This is a genomic window from Phenylobacterium composti DSM 19425 (assembly GCF_059568645.1).
On record NZ_JCANTT010000011.1, the window covers coordinates 511,521 to 529,744 of the forward strand.

The following is an 18,224-nucleotide window of genomic DNA, read 5'->3' on the forward strand; positions in this document are numbered from 1 at the left end:
CCTATGGTCGCCCCCAATCAAGGACACAAAGGGGGGACATCGCGGCATGGCCGTCATCGCCGTCACCAAGGAGCGCCGCTCGGGCGAGACCCGCGTGGCCGCCGTTCCCGAGACGGTGAAGAAGCTGTCCGCCGCAGGATTCTCCGTCATCGTGGAAGCGGGCGCCGGTCTGGCCGCCTCGTTCCAGGACGTCGACTACGAGGCCGCCGGCGCGACCCTGGCTAAGACCGCCGCGGACGCCATCGGCAAGGCCGACATCCTCTTCAAGGTGCGCGCCCCCGAGGCCGAGGAGATCGCGGCGCTCAAGGCCGGCGCCTTGGTGGTCGCCCTGCTCAATCCCTACCAGGACAAGGCGACGCTGGAGGCCCTGGCCAAACAAGGCGCCACCGCCTTCGCCATGGAGTTCGTACCGCGGATCACCCGCGCCCAGGTGATGGACGCCCTGTCCTCGCAGGCCAATCTCGCCGGCTACCGGGCGGTGATCGAGGCCGCCGAGGCCTATGGTCGAGCCCTGCCGATGATGATGACGCCCGCCGGCACCATCGCCCCGGCCAAGGTGTTCGTCATGGGCGTCGGCGTCGCCGGCCTGCAGGCCATCGCCACGGCCCGGCGTCTGGGGGCGGTCGTGACCGCCACCGACGTGCGTCCGGCCACCAAGGAGCAGGTGGAGAGCCTGGGCGGCAAGTTCATCGCCGTCGAGGACGAGGAGTTCAAGGCGGCCGAGACCGCGGGCGGCTACGCCAAGGAAATGAGCCCCGAATATCAGGCCAAGCAGGCGGCGCTGATCTCGGAACACATCAAGAAGCAGGACATCGTCATCACCACCGCCCTGATCCCGGGCCGGCCGGCCCCGAAGCTGGTGAGCGCGGCCCAGGTGGCGTCCATGAAGCCGGGGTCGGTCATCGTCGACCTGGCGGTCGAGCAGGGCGGCAATGTCGAGGGCTCGAAGCTGGGCGAGGTGGTGGAGGCGCGAGGCGTGAAGATCGTCGGCTTCGCCAACCTGCCGGGCCGGATCGCCGCCGACTCCTCGGCCCTCTACGCCCGCAACCTGGCCGCCTTTTCCGAGCTCCTGAGGGACAAGGAAGGCGCCTTCGCGCCCGATTACGAGGACGAGATCCTCAAGGCCGCGCTCGTCACCAAGGACGGCGCGATCGTCCATCCCGCTCTGAAGGGCTGATCTATGGAAGCCGTCGATCCGACCGTCTTTCGCCTGGCGATCTTCGTGCTCGCCATCTTCGTCGGCTACTACGTGGTCTGGAGTGTGACGCCGGCGCTGCACACGCCGCTCATGGCCGTCACCAACGCCATCTCCTCGGTGATCATCGTGGGTGCGCTGCTGGCGGCCGCGGCCAGCGGCCAGGGCGGCGAGCTGACCGCCAATGTGCTAATCTCCAAGGGGGCGGGCGCCGTGGCCGCGGCCTTCGCGGCGGTGAACATCTTCGGCGGCTTCCTGGTCACCCAGCGGATGCTGGCCATGTACAAGAAGAAGGATCGCGGCAAGTGAGCGACGGCTACCGTCGCAACGCCGAACTGGCCCGGGCCGCCATGATGACGGCGGCGGGCGCGGCGGTCATCGCGCTTTCGCAACAGGCGGCCGTCGCTCCGTCGGCCGGCCAGGCCATCCTCGTCGTGGGCGGCGTCGTCGTCGCCCTCGGCCTTGTCTTCGCAGTTCGCAGCTTGCTCGGTCGTCGGGGGGACGCTGACCAATGAACGCCAATATCGCGGCCGTCCTTTATCTCGTCTCGGGCGTGCTCTTCATTCTGGCGCTGCGCGGGCTTTCCAGCCCCGAGACCAGCCGCGCCGGCAACCGCAACGGCATGATCGGCATGGCCATCGCTGTGGCCACGGTGCTCGCCACCCTGTGGAGCCAGGGCGCTCTCGACGGCCTCACCCTGGCCCTCATCGTCGGGGGCGTCGCCGTGGGCGGCGGGATCGGGGCGGTGATCGCCCGCAAGGTCGCCATGACCTCGATGCCGCAGCTGGTGGCCGCCTTCCACAGTCTCGTGGGCATGGCCGCCTGCCTGGTGGCGGTGGCCGCCATTCACACGCCCGAGGCTTACGGCATCGCCGGGCCGGAGGGCATCCACCTGAACTCGCTGATCGAGCTGTCCCTGGGCCTTGCTATCGGGGCCATCACCTTCACCGGCTCGGTGATCGCCTTCGCCAAGCTCAACGGCAACATGAGCGGCGCGCCGATCCTGCTGCCGGCCCGTCACCTGCTGAACATCCTCATCGCCCTGGCCATCGTCGCCCTGATCGTGGTGCTGGTGATGAGCGGCGGCAGCGCCCTTTGGGCCTTCTGGGGCATCTTCGCCCTCAGCCTGCTGATCGGCGTGACCCTGATCATCCCCATCGGCGGCGCCGACATGCCCGTCGTGGTGTCGATGCTGAACAGCTATTCGGGCTGGGCGGCGGCGGCCCTGGGCTTCACCCTCGAGAACACCACCCTGATCATCACCGGCGCCCTGGTGGGCAGCTCGGGCGCTATCCTCAGCTACATCATGTGCAAGGGGATGAACCGCAGCTTCGTCTCGGTGATCCTCGGCGGCTTCGGCGCCGACGACAGCGCCGCGGGCGCCGGCGGCGGCAAGGTCGAGACCCGACCGGTGAAGCAGGGCTCGGCGGACGATGCGGCCTTCATCATGAAGAACGCCTCGAAGGTGATCATCGTCCCCGGCTACGGCATGGCGGTCAGCCAGGCGCAGCACGCCCTGCGCGAGATGGCCGACAAGCTGAAGGAGGAGGGCGTCGAGGTGAAGTACGCCATCCACCCGGTGGCCGGCCGGATGCCCGGGCACATGAACGTGCTGCTGGCCGAGGCCAATGTGCCCTATGACGAGGTGTTTGAGCTGGAGGACATCAACTCCGAGTTCTCCACCGCCGACGTGGCCTTCGTCATCGGCGCCAACGACGTCACCAACCCGGCGGCCAAGACCGACCCTGCCTCGCCCATCTTCGGCATGCCGATCCTGGACGTGGAGAAGGCCCGGACCGTGCTGTTCGTGAAGCGCGGCATGAGCTCGGGCTACGCGGGCGTCGAGAACGAGCTGTTCTTCCGCGACAACACCATGATGCTGTTCGGCGACGCCAAGAAGATGGTGGAAGGGATCCTCAAGGGGCTCTGAGCCCCTGGGGGACGCCGTCAGGCGAAGGGATCGTCCCAGCCGAAGGAGCGGCTGATCTCGATCGGCGCGCCGTCCGTGTCGGGACGGTGAGACAGCAGCACATAGCCATCCGCCACGCCGTCGCCGTCGAAGTCGACGTCCACCCGCGTCGGCGTGTCGTCTCCAGCGCCCGGGATAGTCTCGGGGCGGACGCCGAATTCGGCCGTGCCCAGCCCGTCGCCGACGGGGCCGGTCCAGCCGGCGACGCTCCGTTCCTCGGCCGAGCCGGGGGGCGCCGGCAGGACCTGGAATTCCGTACCACTCAGGTCGTCGCCATGGGGGCCGGCGCGCCAGATGACCAGCCGGTCGCCCTCGGCGTGACTGAAATCGGTGACCACGCCGAGCAGGGTCTCGGAATTGCCCAGGATCTGGGGCGCCACGATGACGAAGATGTCCGCGCCCTCGCCGCCGGTGGCCACCACCCGTGCGCCGAGCTCCAGCCGGTCGTCACCGGCGCCGCCCTCCAGGGTGTCGGCGCCGCCCCCCCCGCGCAGGGTGTCGTCGCCATCGCCGCCCACGAGGCGTTCGTCCGCCTCCGTGCCGACGAGGAGGTCATCCCCGCTCGTGCCCATGATCACCCGCTCGGGCTCCGCCTGAACGCTGTCTTCTGCGGGGGCGTGGGCCGCTTCCGCGGGCGCGTCCGGCAGATGCGGGGCCTCGGCGGCGGTCGGCTGCGCCACGACCGGCTCGGCGACCCTGGCTGCGCTGGGGCGCGGGGCTTCGGCGACCGCCAGGGCGACGGCCTTGGGGGCGGCGGTCTCGCCAAGGGCGGCGCCGCCCTGGATCGACAGTTCGCGCTCCTGGGTCGGGACCTTGATGTCCGGGGGCGGCGGCGGCGGATCGCCGGGCGGCGGCTCGATGGGAGCCAGCGGCGCGGCCTCGGCGACATCGGCGTAGCCCACCGTCTCGTAGAAGAAGGCCGAAGCGATGACGAGAGCCAGGAAGGTCTGGGCGTGACGGCCGCCCAGGCTGAAGGGGACGACCACGCCGGCGTCGTCATCATCGCGGCTGTCGAAGTCCCCGTGCAGGCGCTCGCGCAGGGCGGCGTGCAGGTCAGCGCCTTCGCTCAGGGCGTCATCCACCGCCGAGTGGACCACGAACCGCCCGTCGATGCGCGCCACATGGATCAGGACGTCGCCGTTCTCGTCGGTGACCACGCACCAGGGATCGCCGGCGTCGGTGGCACCGAACACCGCCTCCACCCGCGCGCCGCCCTCGGCGGAAAGGCGATCGGCCAGTTCCTCCAGACGTGCGCGCTCGGCCGCCGTCCAGTCGCCGCTGGAACGCACTCGGGCAATGAAGGGAACGACGTCACCCATCGGGGCGGGAAATCTCCTGGAAGTCGCCGTCAGGCGGTGGCGCGACCCCGCGCCGTGTCAGCCTCGAACAGCAGCCTGAAGAGCTCGGGTTCATAATAGCGCAGCAGGGTCTTGGCGAACTCGCTGGGATCATGTCCCAGGGCTTCGGCCCATGCCGCCTGGGTCTCGATCGGAAGGCGGCCCAACCCGCTCTCCACCTGCGAGACGAAGGTGTAGTAGCGCAGCCCCACCTTTTCGGCCAGTTCCGCCTGGGTCAGGCCGGCGGCTTCCCGGGCCGATTTCAGCCAGCGGCCCGCCTGCTGGCGCAAGGCCTTGATCTGGGCGGCCTTAACAGGATCGGTCGCGGGTCTCGGCATCAGGGGTCCCCCAAGGGCGCTCGCACCGCTTGCAGGCGGCGCGTGAGCGGGCTACTACAGTTTTTACGCAACAAATTTCTACACAACGCATAGCCGCTCGTCACCGGCTATCACACCGCTCGAAAACGGGAAAGCAATGAAGCGTTTGTTCGTGTCCGCGGCCGTGCTGCCGCTCATCCATGCCGCGGGCGCCCACGCCGAGACCAAGATCTCGACCGCCACCACCACGCCGGTTCGCACCTCCACCCTGGCGAGCAGCCAGCCGGACTCCCTGCTGATCGAGGCCGCGGGCTCGATCAAGCCGACCGCCTCCGGGGCGGCGGTGACCATGGATTCGGCCCATGACGTGAAGAACTCGGGCGCGATCGGCTTCAACAACGTCAACGACGCGGTGGGCGTTCTGCTGGTGGGCGGCCACTCGGGAACCCTGACCAACGCCGGCTCGATCGAGATTCTCGAGGACTACACCCCCACCGACGCCGACAACGACGGCGACCTGGACGGGCCGTTCGCCCAGGGCTCGGGCCGCTTCGGCATCCGCGCGACGGGGCCGGGCGTCTTCACCGGCAATGTGATCAATCAGGGGGTCATCAGCGTCGAGGGCAATGATTCCGGCGGCATTTCGCTGGAGACCGGTCTCGCCGGCTCGCTGACGAGCTCGGGCGCGGTGGCGGTGGTGGGCGATCGCTCCACCGGCATTTCCGCCACGTCGGTCACCGGGGACGTGCGGATCACCGGTGCGGTGTCGGTTCGCGGCGAAGGCGCCACGGCGGTGTCCCTGGGCGATGTGGGCGGCGGCATCGTGCTGCAGAACGCCATCGCCGCTACAGGCTATCGTTCGGCCACCCGCATCACCGACGACGCGTCGCGCGCCAAGCTGGACGCCGACGACCTGAAGCAGGGCGGGGCGGCGGTGCGCATCACCGGCAGCGTGGGGCGCGGCCTGCTGCTGGACCGTCCGCCGGTGGACACCAATCCTGACGACAAGGATGAGGACAAGGACGGCGTGGAAGACAGCCTGGAGTCCACCGCCCAGATCTCCTCGGCCGGCAGCGCCCCGGCCCTGGACATCGGCGGGGCCGGAGCCACGATCCTCGGCCGGGTGGGCGAGGGCGACCTGGGCTATGGCCTCGTCAATCGCGGCCAGGTCACCGCCGACGGCGTGAACGACGGGGTCGCCGCGACCGCGATCCGCATCGGCCAGGCCGGCGGCGGCGCCACTACCGTCGAGGGCGGCCTCTACAACGACAAGGGTTCGATCTCGTCCAAGGCCTATGGTGCCGGGGCGACGGCGGTCCTGCTGAACGAGGGCGCGGCGGTTCAGATGCTGCGCAACACCGGCGCAATCACTGCCGACCAGGTGGGCGGCCAGCAGGACGGCCGCGCCGTCGTCGACCGGTCGGGCAGCCTCACCTACATCGAGAACTCGGGCGTGATCCGCGGCTCGGCGGCGGCCAAGTCCGGGGAGACGGCTGCGGGGCGCGGCATCGCCATCGACCTGTCGGTGAACACCGCCGGGGCAGTGGTTCGTCAGGCCAAGGTCGGCGATGACGACAAGCCGCAGATCGTCGGCGACATCCTGTTCGGCGCGGGCGCCGACCGCCTGGAGCTGCTGGGCGGGACGATGAGCGGGACGATGAGCTTCGGCGCGGGGGCCGACCATCTCGTCCTCGACGGCGCGGCCACGGCCGTCGGGCGCCTGGAGGACAGCGACGGCCAGCTCGCCATCGAGGTCCGTAACGGCCGGCTGGCCGTGACCAACACCGAGGCCATCGCCCTCACCTCCCTGAACGTGGGCGAGAAGGGCGTGCTGGCGGTGACCATCGACCAGCAGGCCGGCCAGGCCACGCGCTTCAATGTGGCGGGCGAGGCGGTCTTCGCCTCGGGCTCGGAGGTGGATGTGGCGCTGAAGTCGCTCGTGCGCGGCGCGAAGTCCTACCAGATCCTGCAGGCCCAGGGCCTGGACGTGGTGCAGACCGGGACCAGCCTCGTGGGCGCGCCCTTCATGTACCAGGCAGCCCTGCGCGCCGATGAGGCGGCCGGCGCCCTCTACATGGACATCCGCCCGAAGACCGCCGACGAGATCGGCCTGAACCGCTCCGGCAGCCAGGCCTATGCGGCGGTGTTCGAATCCCTCGACGCCAATGCGGCTATCGAACAGGCTTTCCTCGCCCAGACCACCAAGGAAGGTTTCCTCGGCCTCTATGACCAGATGCTGCCCGATCACTCGGGCGGGTCGATCATGTCGGCGGCGGCGATCTCCTCGGCGATTTCCTCGGCCACGGCGCAGCCGATGCGCATCGACCGCGAGTCCGGCATGGGCGTGTGGGCTCAGGAAATCCTGTTCGAGATCCGCCGGGACCGTGTGGACGCCAACGGCTTCAAGTCGCAGGGCTTCGGCCTCGCCGCGGGGGTCGATCTGCTTGGCGACGCCAACGCCCTGGGTCTGTCCGGCGCCTTCGTGGCCACCGAATATCGCGACCGCGGCGCCGCTGCGGGCGAGCAAGTGTCCATGAACGTGCTGAACGGCGGCGGCTACTGGCGCTTCAGCTCAGGCGGCCTGCAGGCCAGCGCCCGGGCCGGCGTCGGTTTCGTCTGGTTCGACGGCGACCGGCGCCTGGTAGGCAGCGGCCTAGACGTGCGCACCGAGGCGGACTGGACCGGCTGGGTCGTCGACGCCCACGCGAGCGCCTCCTACACCGTGGAGCTCGGCGCGTTCTACGCCCGCCCGGAACTGGCCGTGGACTATCTGCGCCTCAGCGAGGACGGCTACAGCGAGAGCGGCGGCGGCGACGGCTTTGACCTGACGGTGGACGACCGCAAGGGCGACCTGCTCACCGGCCAGGCAGCGCTGGCCCTGGGCTTCAAGTTCGGCGACGAAATCTACTGGGCGCCCGAGGTGAAGATCGGCTGGCGCCAGCGGCTGGCGGGCAATCCGGGCAAGACCACCGCGCGCTTCGGCTCGGGCGCGCCGTTCACACTGGACGCCGAGCAGGTGTTCGACGGAGGGCTCGTGGCCCGGGCGGGTCTGCGCGGCGGCTCGTCCAGGGCGATCTACGCCCTCGACGCTGGCGGCGCCTTCGAGGACGACTACCGGGAATATGACGTCCGCGCGACGGTGCGCTTCCAGTTCTGAGCGTGCGCGACCGTCACGCCTAGATCGCGCCGCGCCGGAAACGGCGCGCGGCCGTCAAGTTTTCGCCTAGAAGCCCCGCAAGTTAGCCCCGCCTTGCGATTGGGATCTGCCGAGGCTTGGCCGCCGGTTCGAGGCGGCCTGTCCACAGGCTCGGCCCAGGTGGAGTTGACGGCATTGATGGACCTGCGCCTTGGCCAGGACGCGCGTGCGCGGCCCTGGTTCTACGACGCCGTGCTGGGCGGGCTCGCCGCCCTCGGGGCCATCACCCTGGCTCACGCCGCTCTGCCCGACGCGCCGCGTCCGGCCCCGGTGGAGGTTGCGGCGGCGCCGGTGGCCGACCCGCCGCCGGAAGAGGAGGCGGTGCTCATCGCTTTCCACGAGCCGGTCCCTGGCCGGGCCGTGGTCTCGCCCTTCGGCCTTCGCCGGCTTCCCTGGGAGGACGGCGGGCGGCTGCATGCGGGGGTGGACATCCAGGGGAACCACGGCGAGGCGGTGCGCGCCGCAGCCGACGGGGTGGTCACCGAGGCCGGCCATAGCCCGAGCTACGGCCGCTATGTGGTCCTGAAGCATGCCGAGGGCCTGACCACCTTCTATGCCCACCTGGGCCGCCTGGCCGACCATCTGCGTCCGGGACAGGCCTTGAAGGCCGGCGAGGCCCTGGGGCGTGTCGGCTCGTCCGGCGCCTCCACCGGACCGCATCTGCACTTCGAAATCCGCGACCGCCGGGACCGGCCGCTCAATCCCACCTTCTTCCTGGGCCGCACCTTCGCCAGCGCCGAGGAACTGCCGGTTCGCAAGGCCCAACGCTTCGGGCGCACCGTGCGGATCGCCCAGGTGTCCAACATTCCGCGCAGCAAGCGCGCCCTGATGCAGGCGAAGTTCGAGCGCCAGGAGGGCGCCGACGCCCTGGACCTGGCCGGGCGGGACGGGGAAGCGGCCTCGTCCGTCGCCACCGAGGCGGCCGGCGCGGGAAGAAACGCCGCCGCCGTCGAACGTTTCGAGGGCCTGAAGGTCCTGCCGCTGGGCGGCGATGGCCGTCCGCGGGGGCAGATCTCCTCCTGACCTCGACGCCGCCGCGCCATCCCTGCATATGGCGCGGGTGCGGGGTGAGTTGATCGATATCGGCGGGCGGCGTCTGCGAGCCGTACGCGCCGGGCCGGCGGACGGCCCCCTGGTCGTCTGTGAGCATGGCGCCTTCGGCTGCGCCGCGGACTGGGCGGTGGTGCAGGAGAAGCTGGCGGCCCTTGGCTTGCGCAGCCTGGCCTACGACCGCGCCGGCATGAGGTTCTCCGATCCGGGCGCTGGCGTGCGCGACGGACGCGCCGCCAACGCCGATCTTGCAGCGCTGCTTGAGGCGCTGGGCGAAAGCCCGCCCCTGGTGCTGGCCGGCCATTCCATGGGCGGGCTCAGCGCCCGGCTCTTCACTCTGACCTATCCGGAGCGGGTGTCAGGCCTCGTGCTGGTGGACGCCGTGACGCCGGACGCCCTGGAGCTGTTCGGGGCGTCGGCCGCGGTGGCCGCCTTCGGCCAGCTTCTGCGCCTGGCGGCGGCGGGCGGGCGCTTCGGCCTGATGGGGCCGGTGTCGGCGCTCACGGGAAATCTTATCGGCCTGACCGGCGAGGCGGCGAAGGAGAAGCGCCGCATCCACGCCTCCGCGGATCATGCCCGCTGGTCGGCCGCCGAAGTCCTGCAGTGGCCCGCCACCTCGGCCTTGGCCGGGTCGGCGGAGCTGCCCGAGGACCTGCCGGTGGCGGTGGTCACTGCGGGCGCGCCGGGCAAGCGCAGGGCGCTGAAGGCGATCCAGGAGGCGCCGGCCCGCCGGTCGCGCTTCGGCCATGTGGAGCATGTGGCCGGCTGCAACCACGCCAATCTGCTGGGGCCGCGCTACGCCGACGCCATCATCCGCGGGGTGGCGCACGTCCGGGCCGCTACTGCGGCTCCCGGCCGATAAGCCCCGCGGCGGCGCGGTAGCGCCGGCCGACGAGACTGCGGACGGCCACGCATGGATCGGTCTCCAACAGCGGGCAGGTCACCGCCTCGCCCTTCAGGATGGTCGGCAAGGCGGGTCTCGCCGCGGCGGGGATGTCCCTCAGCGCGACCCGTTGGGCCTTGGGCAAGCGGGCGGAGAGGCCGCCGAGGCGCCGCACGGTGAGGCCGGGGGCCGCGGCCAGGAGTTCAAAGCGGCCGTCCCAGACGACCGGCTGGCCCGGCGGCAGCTCGAGGGGCGCAAGGCCGCCACGGCCGGCTTCTCCCGCCTCGCGGAAGATGCGCACCTGTTCGGCGTCGGCCTCGATCCGCGCCCCGGCCAGCACGCCAACCACCTCGGCCTCGCTTCGCAGGGCTTCCGCCAGCCTCGCGATCCGCACCCCGGGGGGCCGCCGCTCGCCCCCGCCTGCGCAGACGCAGGCCAGCCCCAGGAACCGTTCTGTTTCGCCCGCCCGGATCGTGGCGCGGCGGGCCTGCAGCCAGCCCATCCGCTCCTCAACCTCCAGGTCGAGCGGCGCCGGCTCCGGGAGCGGCGGGAGGTCATCGCCTTGAGCAAGCGGGCGGACGCTGGCCCGAAGCGAGCGGGGGTCGGCGTTGGCGGGATCGTCGATCCAGGTCTCGCCGCGGGCGGCCAGCCAGGCGCGCAGGGCGGTGCGGCGGACCTCGAGCAGCGGCCGGAGCAGGAAGATGTCGCGCCCCTCCGGCCAGCTCGGTGAAGGCGACCAGATGCGGGGTTCGGGCGTGGTGGCCCCCGCCGCGCGCATGCGGCGCGCCTCCAGGACGTCGTCGGCGGTGTGGCCCACGAGGATGACCGCGGCGCCGGCTTCACGGGCGGCCTCGGCCAGCAGGCGGTGGCGGGCGGCCCTGGCCGCGGCGGGCCCGCCTCGCGCGGGCTTGGGGCCGGTCCAGGTCAGGGCGCGGAAAGGGCGGCCGAGGCGGGCGGCGCGGACGGCGCAGGCCTGTGTCCAGGCCGCGCTCTGGGGCTGGAGGCCGTGGTCCACGGTGAGCACCACGAGCTCGCGGCCCGTCTCCCGCGCCCAGACGTCGGCGATCAGCAGCAGAGCGACGGAGTCGCCGCCGCCCGACAGGGCCACGGCCAGCGGGCGGGCGCGGTTCCGCGAAAGGCGGCGGTCGAGATGGACGCGGGCCTGGGCCTCTAGGCCGCGCACTTCGCCTGGGTGCGGGTGGAGGCGGCCCGGCTGGTGATGTTGGCCGGGGCCTTCGGATAGCGCTTGGGCAGCTCGGCCAGGGTGCGGCAGGCGTCCTGGGGCTTCTTCAGCGCCACCAGCGAGCGCGCCAGCTCGACCACGGCGTCGGGGGCCCAGCTGGTCTGCGGCCAGCCGCGGATGGCGGCGAGATAGGCGGTGGCGGCCTCGGCATGGGCTCCACGCACCGAAAGAGTCTTGCCCCACCAGTAGCGGGCCTCGGGGGTCCGCTGGTGCTCGGGATAGATCTCGACGAAGCCGGCGAAGGCCTGTTCGGCCCCGTCGTAGTCCCCGGCCAGCATGAGCTGCCGGGCGGAAGCGAAGGCCTCGGTGGGATTGCCGGCCGGCGGCGTCGGCGGCGGCGGGACCGATCCGTCCGCGGCGGCGGGCGCGGGGCCCTGTTCAAAGGCGGCCAGCTTGTCGGAAAGGGCCTGCACCTGGCTCTTCAGGGCGGCGTTGTCGCGCTTGACCTGTTCGAGCTCGAAGGTGGCGGTTTCCAGCGATCCGTTCAGGCGGCGCAGGGTCTGCTCCAGATCGACGATCCGGCTGGACAGCTCCTCCATCCGCGCGTCGGTGTCGGCGGGCTGCACGACCACCGGTTTGCCGGTGTCGCGCATCTGGAAAACGATGCCGCGCAATTCGCGCACGACCTTCTCCATGCGCTCCACGCGCCGGGCGTCCCGGGCGTCGAGCGGATCCTCGGCCGGCGTGGCCGGCAGCGGGGTCTGGGCGGAGGCGGGCGCCGCCGTCGCAAGGACGGCGAACGCCAGCGCGGGAAGGACGAGGCGACTGCGCGACATCAACTTGGCGATCCTTAGCGCGCGCCGCTCACGATGGCGGTGCGGGCGTTACGGTTCTTTTGGTAGGCTTCCTCGGTCGTGCCCGGATCGATGGGCTGTTCCTTGCCGAACGAGATGGTCGAGATGCGGTCGCTGGTGACGCCACGGCTGACCAGATAGTCGCGCACCGCATTGGCGCGGCGGGCGCCGAGGGCCAGGTTGTATTCGCGGGTGCCGCGTTCGTCGGCGTTGCCTTCGATGCGGACGCGCACGCTGTTGTACTGGCGCAGCCAGTTGGCCTGGGCGTCGAGGATCGGGCGGGCGTCGGCCCGGACGTCGTGGCTGTCCAGGTCGAAGTAGACGCGGTCGCCCACGTTCACGATGAAGTCCTGGGCCGAGCCCGGGGTCGGGGCCAGCGGGCCGCTCGAAACCGGCGGCGGGGTCTGCGTGTCGGTGGCCGGCGGGGGCGTCGTGGCCGGCGGCGCCGTGTCGAACTGCGGCTTGGGCCGGCTCGAGCAGGCGGCGACGGACGCCGCGGCCACGGCGATGAGCGCCAGGCGGTACGCCGTGCTCCTGTTCACACCAAGCATCCTAGGTCTCCTCGTCTCTCCAGTGTGGATTTGATCGTCAGCGTCTATCGGGCGGCAGTTTGGCGCAAGCTTAGTTAAGGAGCGGCGACCAAGCGGGGTCGGAGCTCGCGCCCGGATAGGGCATCGGCTGCAGCACCCGGCCGGTCACGTCCACGCTCCACAGGCGTGGCGCGCCGCCGGGCGTTTCCCGCGAGAACATCAGCACCCGGCCGTTGGGCGCCCAGGTGGGACCCTCGTCGAGGTAGCTGGAGGTCAGCAGCCGCTCGTCGGAGCCGTCGGGGCGCATCACCCCGATATGGAACTGGCCGCCCACCTGCTTCGTGAAGGCGATGAATTCGCCGGTCGGGCTCCAGACCGGGGTCGTGTAGCGGCCCTGGCCGTAGGAGATGCGCCGCGGGTTCGAGCCGTCGGCGTTCATGATGTAGAGCTGGGCCGAGCCCGAGCGGTCCGAGTTGAAGACGATGCGCGTGCCGTCCGGCGAGAACGACGGCGAGGTGTCGATGGCCGGGTCGGACGTCAGGCGGGTGGTGGTGCGGTTCGACAGATTCATCACATAGATGTCACTGTTGCCGCCGCGCTCCACCGAGAAGGCCACGCGGCCGCCGTCGGGCGAGAAGCGGGGGGCGAACACCATGCCCTGGAAGTTGCCGAGGCTCTCCCGGCGGCCGGTCTCCAGGTTGAACAGGTAGATCGCCGAGGAGTCCGGCCGCAGCGACATGTAGGTGATCTCCTGGCTGTTCGAGGAGAACCTGGGGGTCATGACGATGGTCGAGCCGTCGGTCAGGTAGCTGGGGTTGGCCCCGTCCTGGTCCATGATGGCGAGCCGCTTCACCCGCTTGGAGCGGGGGCCGCTCTCGGCGACGAACACCACACGGGTATCGAAATAACCTTTTTCGCCGGTCAGCCGCTCATAGACGGCGTCGGAGATCTTGTGGGCGACCCGGCGCCAGTTCTCGGGGCTGGAGGTGAACTGCAGGCCCAGCAACTGCTGCTCGGCGAAGACGTCCCACAGCCGGAAGTCCACCCGCAGGCGGCCGCCCTCCACGGTGACCTGGCCGTTGACCAGGGCCTGGGCGTTGATCTGCTTCCAGTCGGCGAAGCGCGGCTGGACGGCGATGTTGATGTCGCGCTCCAGGAAGCTGCCCTGGTCGAGCGGCCGGAACAGCCCCGAGCGTTCGAGGTTGGCGCTGATCACCTGGGCGATGTCCGCGCCCTGCTGGCCGCCGAAGTTGGGCACCGCAATGGGCAGCGGCTGGACGTCGCCGCGGTTCACATTGACCTCGATCTCCGCGCGCGCCGCGGGGGCGGCGAGGCCGGCGGCGCAGACGCAGGCCAGGGCGAGGAACAGGGGGCGGATCAGGTTCCGGAGGGTTCTGGTCATCTTGAGGCGCAGGCTTCCCGGGCGTTGAAGTTCACCGCGATGCGCTGACCATAGTAGTCGCGCGAAAGTCCGCGGAAGGGTGAGGCGGCATAGACGGCGCGCTCGGCGCGTTCGGCGGCGGCCTGGGCGACGGGCGTCCGCGGGCCGCGGATCTCGGAGGTGACCTGGCCGACGAGCTGGCCGCCCGAACCGATGTTGAAGACGACGCGGACGATGACGTCGCGGCCGCCCTCCACCTCGCAGTTGGGGTTCCAGCGGCGCTGCAGCTCCTGCACCAGGCCCTGCATGTCGGCGCCCGCGGCGAGCCCCGCCCCGGCCGTGTTGCGGGCGGTCTGCGAAGTCTCGGGCCGGGTCGGGCCCTTGGGCGCGGACGAGGCGCGGCCGCCGCTGGGCTGGGCCTTGGAGAGCGTCTGCTCCAGGCTGGCGAAGAAGTCCTGGCTCGTGTCCGCCGCCTTGGGGGCGGGCTTGGCCGGAGCCTTGGGGGCCGGCGTGGGCGCAGGCTTCGGGGCTGGGGTCGGCGGCGCCTTGGGCGCCGGCTTGGGCTCAGGCTTGGGCGTCGGGGCCGGAGGCGTCGGCTTGGGCGGCGGCGGCGTGGGTTTCGGCGCCGGTTGCGGCGGGGTCGGCTTAGGCTGCGGCTCCGGTTGAGGCGCCGGCTCGGGCGTCGAGGGCGCTTCGGGCACAGGCGCCTCGGTCTGGGCCGCCTGCTCCTGCGGCCCCTCGATGGCCGGGCGGGTGTCGAGGTCGGGCGCGCTGGTGACGATGGTCACCGGCGTGACGGCGCCCACCTTCAGGTCGCGGGCTCCCCAGGAGATCATCAGCGCGGCGGCCACGCCCGCGTGCAACGCGAGCGAGCCCAGGGCCGCAGGAGAGACCTCCACCCGTCTCACGGCAGATCCCGCGCCTCGGCGCCCGACGACGGGCCGCCCGTGTCGGTGATCAGGTTGATCGAGGTGAAGCCCGAGGTGGACAGCGAGGCCATGACCTGGGCCACCACCTCATAGGTCGCCTGACGGTCGGCGCGGACATAGATCGGCCGGGTCTGCTCCCCCGCGATGGCGACCAGGCGCGGGGCCAGGTTGCTGAACGGCACCGGGTCCTCGCCCAGGTAGATGGAGCCATCGGCGCGGATCGAAATGGTCAGGGGCTCTGGCTGGTCCTGGATTGAGCCGGCCTCGGTCTTCGGCAGCTCCACCGGCACGCCGGCGGTGAGCAGCGGGGCGGAGATCATGAACACGATCAGCAGCACCAGCATCACGTCCACGAGTGGCGTGACGTTGATCTCGGACAGCGCGCCGCGGCGGCCGCGGCCGTAGCGGCGACGACGGCGGGCCCCGCCGGCGGCGAAGGCGTCGTTGGCGGACAGCGCCATGTCAGGCCCGCTCCGCCAGGCGCCGCTGGATGGCGGTGGAGAGGTCGTCGGCGAAGCCTTCCAGGCGCGCCGCGTACTTCCCGGCCGCGGTGGAGAAGGCGTTGAACGCGATGTAGGCCGGGATGGCCGCCGCCAGGCCGATGGCCGTGGCGAACAGCGCCTCGGCGATGGAGGGGGCGACGATGGCGAGGGAGGTGTTCTTCTGAATGGCGATGGCCTGGAAGGAGTTCATGATCCCCCAGACGGTGCCGAACAGGCCGACGAACGGCGAGGCGGTGGCGACGATGGCCAGGGCCCCAAGGCCGGCTTCGACGCGGGCGCTCTCGCGCGCGATGGTGGCGTCGAGGTGGCGGTCGATGCGCTGGATCAGGAAGGCCACCTGGCCCTCGGTGATCTGGCCTTTCTGGCGGGCGTCGCGCCATTCCTTGAGGGCGCCCTGGAGCATGCGGGGCAGGGCGTGGCCCGGGCGCTCGCCCGCCTCGGCGGCGATGTCCTCAAGGCTGCGGCCCGAGGCGACCTGATCCTCGAACTGGGTGGCCTGACGGTTCAGGGACGCGAAGCGGAACAGCTTGTCGAGGATGATGGTCCAGGACCACAGCGAGGCGCCCGCCAGGCCGATCATGACCAGCTTCACGACCCAGTCGGCCTGCATGAAGAGGTGGATGGCGTTGAAGCTCTCGGGAGTGACGGCGGCCGGGTCCATCGAGGTCCTTCTCTTTCGCTCAATCGGGCGTGCTTGGCGGGGTTCGGTGGCGAACTTATGGCGCTGAAAACAGCGGCTTGAGACGTTCCACAAGGCCCGGCGGCGGACGCCGGGCGCGGCCGTCCAGGCCGATGCAGGCCGCCTCGACGCGAGCCTCGGCGATCAGCTCGTCGCCGCGCAGGATGCGCTGGCTGACGAACAGGCGGGGGCCCTTGATGGCGTCGTAGGTGGTGCGCACCTGCAGGGCGTCGTCGATGCGCGCGGCGCGCCGGAAGTCGATGCTCATGTGGGTGACGGCGAAGGCCGCCGGCTCGGGCAGCTCGGCCAGGGCCTTGTGATGCACCCCGCAGACCCGCAGAAAGTCGCTCCGCCCGCGCTCGAAATAGCGCAGGTAGTTGGCGTGATAGACGACCCCCGTGAAGTCGGTGTCTTCGTAATAAATGCGGACCGGCAGGACGTGTTCGCGCCCTTCCAGCCAGCCGGCGGTGGGTTCGGCCTCGCTCATGACTCGAACAGGTCCGGCGGCGCGCCGGCCCCCCGTGGAACCTGGAGCCCCAGGTGTTCATAGGCCTTGGCGCAGGCCACCCGCCCGCGCGGGGTGCGCTGGATGAAGCCCTGCTGCATCAGGAACGGCTCGATGACGTCCTCGACGGCGTCGCGCGCCTCGGCGATGGCGTAGGCCAGGGTCTCCACGCCGGCGGGCCCGCCGGCGTAGTTGTCGATCAGCGCCCGCAGGTAGCGGCGGTCGAGAGCGTCGAGGCCCTGTTCGTCCACGTCGAGGCGGGCGAGGGCGGCGGCGGCGGCCTCGCGGCCCACCACCTCGGCGCCGTCGGCGGCGGCGAAGTCGCGGACCCGCCGCAGCAGGCGGCCGGCCACCCGGGGCGTGCCGCGCGAGCGGGCGGCGATCTCCAGGGCGCCTTCGGGCGTCAGGGCCATGCCCATCTTGGCGGCGGCGCCGAGCAGCACCTTGCGCAGCTCGTCGTGGGTGTAGAACTCGAGCCGGAGCGGGATGCCGAACCGGTCCCGCAGGGGCGTGGCCAGGAGGCCGGCCCGGGTGGTGGCGGCCACCAGGGTGAAGGGCGCCAGGTCGATGCGCACGGATCGCGCCGACGGCCCCTCGCCGATGACGAGGTCCAGCACATGGTCCTCCATCGCCGGATAGAGGATTTCCTCCACATTGGCGGCGAGCCGATGGATCTCGTCGATGAACAGGACGTCCCGCGGCTCGAGATTGGTGAGAATGGCCGCGAGGTCGCCCGCCTTGGCCAGCACCGGGCCGGAGGTGGCGCGGAAGTTCACTCCCAGCTCACGGGCGATGATCTGGGCGAGGGTGGTCTTGCCGAGGCCGGGTGGGCCGAACAGCAGGACGTGATCGAGGGCTTCGCCGCGGCCGCGGGCGGCCTCGATGAACACCGACAGATTGGCCTTGGCCTGGCTCTGGCCGACGAATTCGGCGAGCGTCTGCGGGCGCAGGGCGCGGTCGGAAGGCTCGAAGGCCCCGGCTTCGCCGGACACGAGGCGGCTCATGGCGCGCCTCGCCCAGGAATGGGGTCAGCGGGCGACGGAGGCGTCATCGGCCGAGTTCCTGCAGCGCGGCCTTGATCAGGGCCGGCGGCTCGGCGTCCTCGCCGAGGCGGGCGGCGGCGCCCTCCACCACCCGGCGGGCCTGAGGCTCGGCGATGCCCAGGCCCATGAGGGCGGCCACGGCCTCCCCGGTGGCCGAGGGCTGGGCCGGCTTGGGCGCAGGGACCTGGGCGTGGAACGCGGCCACGGGGCCGTCCGAGATCGGCTTGTCCTTCAGTTCGACGACGATGCGCTGGGCGAGCTTGGGGCCCACCCCGTTCGCCCGGGCGACCGCCGCCTTGTCCTCCCGCGCCACGGCCGCGGCCAGTTCCGGCGGCGAAAGGACGTCCAGCACCGACAGCGCGGCCTTGGGACCGACCCCCTGGATGGTCCGCAGGATGACGAAGGCCCGGCGTTCGTCGCGGCCGAGGAAGCCATAGAGCGTCATCCCCGTCTGCTCGCCGTACACGCTCTCCACATGGACCACGGTCTCCTCGCCCACGGGAGGTAGACGCGAGAGGGTGCGCGATCCGCAGCGCACGACATAGCCCACGCCCATGACGTCAATCAGGGCCTCTTCCTCGCCGATCTCGGCGACGATGCCGCGCAGGCGGCCGATCACGGCGCGCGCTCCAGGCGATAAGGGGGGCGAATCACATGCGGCATGCGTTTC

The 18,224-nt window shown here is 71.3% G+C and carries 19 protein-coding genes; 7 read left to right on the forward strand and 12 right to left on the reverse strand.

The annotated features are described in order from the left end of the window. Window positions 1-46 precede the first annotated feature (46 nt). Genes BO64_RS05460 through BO64_RS05475 form a run of 4 tightly spaced genes read left to right on the forward strand, consistent with a single transcriptional unit; the run spans window position 47 to window position 3,125 of the window. Window positions 47-1,177, forward strand: a complete 1,131-nt coding sequence (locus tag BO64_RS05460) for a Re/Si-specific NAD(P)(+) transhydrogenase subunit alpha (protein ID WP_496402257.1) — start codon at window positions 47-49, stop codon at window positions 1,175-1,177. Between the two features lie 3 nt (window positions 1,178-1,180). Next, window positions 1,181-1,504, forward strand: coding sequence for a proton-translocating transhydrogenase family protein (locus BO64_RS05465; RefSeq protein WP_496402258.1), 324 nt, complete (start codon window positions 1,181-1,183; stop codon window positions 1,502-1,504). Continuing rightward, window positions 1,501-1,710, forward strand: a complete 210-nt coding sequence (locus BO64_RS05470) for a hypothetical protein (RefSeq protein WP_496402259.1) — start codon at window positions 1,501-1,503, stop codon at window positions 1,708-1,710. The genes BO64_RS05465 and BO64_RS05470 overlap by 4 nt, the downstream gene beginning before the upstream one ends. Continuing rightward, window positions 1,707-3,125, forward strand: coding sequence for an NAD(P)(+) transhydrogenase (Re/Si-specific) subunit beta (locus BO64_RS05475; protein ID WP_496402260.1), 1,419 nt, complete (start codon window positions 1,707-1,709; stop codon window positions 3,123-3,125). Before BO64_RS05470 ends, BO64_RS05475 begins: the two co-directional genes overlap by 4 nt. A gap of 17 nt (window positions 3,126-3,142) precedes the next feature. On the opposite strand, the gene BO64_RS05480 is transcribed toward BO64_RS05475, so the two are convergent. Then, window positions 3,143-4,483, reverse strand: coding sequence for a hypothetical protein (locus BO64_RS05480; protein WP_496402261.1), 1,341 nt, complete (start codon window positions 4,481-4,483; stop codon window positions 3,143-3,145). 29 nt (window positions 4,484-4,512) lie between these two features. Continuing rightward, a complete protein-coding gene (locus BO64_RS05485) occupies window positions 4,513-4,839 on the reverse strand; it encodes a helix-turn-helix domain-containing protein (RefSeq protein WP_496402262.1) in 327 nt (108 codons plus the stop codon). Between the two features lie 136 nt (window positions 4,840-4,975). Between BO64_RS05485 and BO64_RS05490 the strand changes: the two genes are divergently transcribed. The 3 genes from BO64_RS05490 (at window position 4,976) to BO64_RS05500 (ending at window position 9,926) form a co-directional block, all read left to right on the forward strand. Then, window positions 4,976-7,975, forward strand: a complete 3,000-nt coding sequence (locus BO64_RS05490; protein WP_496402263.1) for an autotransporter outer membrane beta-barrel domain-containing protein — start codon at window positions 4,976-4,978, stop codon at window positions 7,973-7,975. A 177-nt stretch (window positions 7,976-8,152) separates the two neighbouring features. After that, window positions 8,153-9,037 (forward strand): M23 family metallopeptidase, encoded by an 885-nt coding sequence (locus tag BO64_RS05495; protein ID WP_496402264.1) that lies wholly within the window; start codon window positions 8,153-8,155, stop codon window positions 9,035-9,037. Between the two features lie 49 nt (window positions 9,038-9,086). Further along, window positions 9,087-9,926 (forward strand): alpha/beta fold hydrolase, encoded by an 840-nt coding sequence (locus BO64_RS05500; RefSeq protein WP_496402265.1) that lies wholly within the window; start codon window positions 9,087-9,089, stop codon window positions 9,924-9,926. On the opposite strand, the gene tilS is transcribed toward BO64_RS05500, so the two are convergent. The 10 genes from tilS to ruvA form a co-directional block, all read right to left on the reverse strand. Beyond that, on the reverse strand, window positions 9,904-11,130 hold the full coding sequence (gene tilS, locus BO64_RS05505) for a tRNA lysidine(34) synthetase TilS (RefSeq protein WP_496402266.1): 1,227 nt from the start codon (window positions 11,128-11,130) through the stop codon (window positions 9,904-9,906). The genes BO64_RS05500 and tilS overlap by 23 nt on opposite strands. After that, window positions 11,118-11,966 (reverse strand): tol-pal system protein YbgF, encoded by an 849-nt coding sequence (gene ybgF, locus BO64_RS05510; protein WP_496402267.1) that lies wholly within the window; start codon window positions 11,964-11,966, stop codon window positions 11,118-11,120. Before ybgF ends, tilS begins: the two co-directional genes overlap by 13 nt. Window positions 11,967-11,980: 14 nt before the next feature. Next, window positions 11,981-12,535, reverse strand: a complete 555-nt coding sequence (pal, locus tag BO64_RS05515) for a peptidoglycan-associated lipoprotein Pal (RefSeq protein ID WP_496402268.1) — start codon at window positions 12,533-12,535, stop codon at window positions 11,981-11,983. Between the two features lie 70 nt (window positions 12,536-12,605). Beyond that, entirely contained in the window at window positions 12,606-13,916 is a 1,311-nt protein-coding gene (gene tolB, locus BO64_RS05520) for a Tol-Pal system beta propeller repeat protein TolB (RefSeq protein WP_496402269.1), read from the reverse strand. After that, entirely contained in the window at window positions 13,913-14,803 is an 891-nt protein-coding gene (tolA, locus tag BO64_RS05525; protein WP_496402270.1) for a cell envelope integrity protein TolA, read from the reverse strand. The genes tolB and tolA overlap by 4 nt, the downstream gene beginning before the upstream one ends. Then, window positions 14,800-15,285, reverse strand: a complete 486-nt coding sequence (locus BO64_RS05530; protein WP_496402271.1) for an ExbD/TolR family protein — start codon at window positions 15,283-15,285, stop codon at window positions 14,800-14,802. Before BO64_RS05530 ends, tolA begins: the two co-directional genes overlap by 4 nt. A 1-nt stretch (window position 15,286) precedes the next feature. Beyond that, entirely contained in the window at window positions 15,287-15,988 is a 702-nt protein-coding gene (gene tolQ / locus BO64_RS05535) for a protein TolQ (protein WP_496402272.1), read from the reverse strand. Window positions 15,989-16,043: 55 nt separating this feature from the next. Next, complete coding sequence (gene ybgC, locus BO64_RS05540) at window positions 16,044-16,493, reverse strand: tol-pal system-associated acyl-CoA thioesterase (protein WP_496402273.1); 450 nt, start codon at window positions 16,491-16,493, stop codon at window positions 16,044-16,046. Continuing rightward, window positions 16,490-17,515 carry a Holliday junction branch migration DNA helicase RuvB gene (ruvB, locus tag BO64_RS05545; protein ID WP_496402274.1) on the reverse strand — a complete coding sequence of 342 codons (1,026 nt, stop codon included), beginning with the start codon at window positions 17,513-17,515 and terminating at the stop codon, window positions 16,490-16,492. Before ruvB ends, ybgC begins: the two co-directional genes overlap by 4 nt. A 43-nt stretch (window positions 17,516-17,558) precedes the next feature. After that, complete coding sequence (gene ruvA, locus BO64_RS05550) at window positions 17,559-18,173, reverse strand: Holliday junction branch migration protein RuvA (protein WP_496402275.1); 615 nt, start codon at window positions 18,171-18,173, stop codon at window positions 17,559-17,561. Between the last annotated feature and the right edge of the window lie 51 nt (window positions 18,174-18,224).